A 1,948-nucleotide genomic window follows, 5' to 3' on the forward strand; every position below is an offset into this window, starting at 1 on the left:
TGTTAGCGCCGATGCAAAAATGACCCACCCCGCCGAAGTAAAACTGACCCACCTGGTGGAGGATGGCGGATTTGCCGCCGATGCTGACACAGGAGCAAGCAGTGGAAATCAGGGTATTGGCGAAACGAGGTGTGGGAGTGAGGGAGATAGCGCGGCAGACGGGTCTGTCGCGCAACACAGTGCGGCGCTATTTGCGCGACGAACAAGCTGGCCGGTACGGGCCGCGTGAGTCCAGAGCGACGAAGCTCGAACCGTATCACGGCTATTTGCTGGAGCGAATCGAGGCGGCACGCCCACGCTGGATTCCGGCGACCGTGCTACTGCGCGAGTTGCGCGAGCGCGGCTACGACGGCGGCGTCAGCCAGCTCAAGGTGTTTCTGGCGCCGCATAAGCGCGCCGAGCCCGAGCCGCTGGTGCGCTTCGAGACGGCCCCAGGCAAGCAAATGCAGGCCGACTTCACTGTCATCCGGCGCGGACGCGAACCACTGCTGGCACTGGTGGCGACGCTGGGCTACAGTCGCGCCAGTTTCGTGCGTTTCACGGCCGGCGAGGATACCGCCACGCTATGCACCTGCCTGGAAGAGGCGCTGGCCTTCTTCGGCGGCGTGCCCGAGCACATCCTGTTCGACAACGCCAAGTCGGTGGTCGTCGAGCGCGACGCGCACGGCGACGGCCGCCACCGCTGGAACCGGGAACTGTTGGCGCTGGCCGAGCGGTATGGCTTCGCGCTGAAGGTTTGCCGCCCCTACCGGGCCAAGACCAAGGGCAAGGTCGAGCGCTTCAATCGCTACCTCAAGGAGAGCTTCGTCGTGCCGCTGGCTGCCACGCTCAAACAAGCCGGGCTGAAGCTGGATGTCGGGGCCGCCAACCAGTACATCGGCCGCTGGCTGACGGAGGTGGCCAATACACGGGTCCATGCCACCACTGGCGAGCGCCCCGCGGTGCGCCTTGCCGTCGAGCAAGAGGTCTTGCTGCCGTTGCCGCAAGCGGGGAGACCGCTGCCTGTACCCACGTCCATGCGCCCTATCCCGCGCGAGAGCCTGCAGCACCCGCTGGCCGTGTATGACAGCCTGCTGGAGGTGGCGGCATGAACCTGCAGCACGAGCGCATTGCCAGCCTGTGCGGTCAGCTCAAACTAGACCGCGTGGCGCTGGAGTGGGGGCCGCTGGCACAGCGGGTGGCGACCGAGGACGCCAGTCTGGCCGATTTCCTGGAGCGGCTGCTCAACACTGAGGTTGCCGCCCGCGAGGAGCGCAAGCGTCAGGTGCTGACCAAGCTGGCGACGCTGCCGTCGGTAAAGACGCTGGAGCAGTACGACTTCGGCTTCGCCAGCGGCGCGCCGCGCATGCAGATACAGGAGTTGGCCAGCCTGGCGTTTATCGAGCGCGCCGAGAACGTCGTGCTGCTCGGGCCGTCCGGCGTAGGCAAGACACATCTGGCGACGGCACTGGCCTATCGGGCCACGCAGGCTGGCATCAAAAGCCGCTTCCTGACGGCGGCCGACCTGATGATGCAACTGGCGACTGCCCGGCAGCAAGGGCGGCTGCGCGAATACTTCAATCGGGCGGTGATGGGTCCCAGGTTGCTGGTGGTCGACGAAATCGGCTATCTGCCCTTCGGGCGTGAGGAGGCGAACCTGTTCTTCAACGTCGTCGCCAAGCGCTACGAGCGCGGTTCGATGGTGCTGACCAGCAACCTGCCGTTCGCGCAATGGGCCAGCGCCTTCGCCGACGACCAGACGCTGACGGCAGCGATGCTGGACAGGCTGCTGCATCACGCCCATATCGTGCAGATTACCGGCGAAAGCTACCGGCTCAAGGACAAGCGCCGGGCGGGGCAAACGAACGGGCGAGCCGCCGCCAAGGCGGCTGGCTGACGGGAGCCAGGTGGGTCAGTTTTACTTCGGCGATTCTTGCCAAAGTGGGTCAGATTTAAATCGGCGTTGACA

The 1,948-nt window shown here is 65.4% G+C and carries 2 protein-coding genes; both read left to right on the forward strand.

The window, feature by feature from the left end; all coding sequences use genetic code 11:
* The first annotated feature begins 80 nt into the window (after positions 1-80).
* Positions 81-1,091 carry an IS21 family transposase gene (istA, locus tag ACW4E8_RS40935; protein ID WP_456809689.1) on the forward strand — a complete coding sequence of 337 codons (1,011 nt, stop codon included), beginning with the start codon at positions 81-83 and terminating at the stop codon, positions 1,089-1,091.
* The gene (istB, locus tag ACW4E8_RS40940; RefSeq protein ID WP_436222392.1) at positions 1,088-1,876 is read left to right on the forward strand and encodes an IS21-like element helper ATPase IstB; all 789 of its coding nucleotides are present in this window, start codon (positions 1,088-1,090) and stop codon (positions 1,874-1,876) included. The genes istA and istB overlap by 4 nt, the downstream gene beginning before the upstream one ends.
* Positions 1,877-1,948: the final 72 nt, after the last annotated feature.

It is taken from the genome of Cupriavidus sp. CP313 (assembly GCF_054072015.1).

Coding starts and splice junctions, on each gene's coding strand:
- istA (WP_456809689.1), top strand. CDS start 81: ATGCTGACACAGGAGCAAGCAGTGGAAATCAGGGTATTGGCGAAACGA.
- istB (WP_436222392.1), top strand. CDS start 1,088: ATGAACCTGCAGCACGAGCGCATTGCCAGCCTGTGCGGTCAGCTCAAA.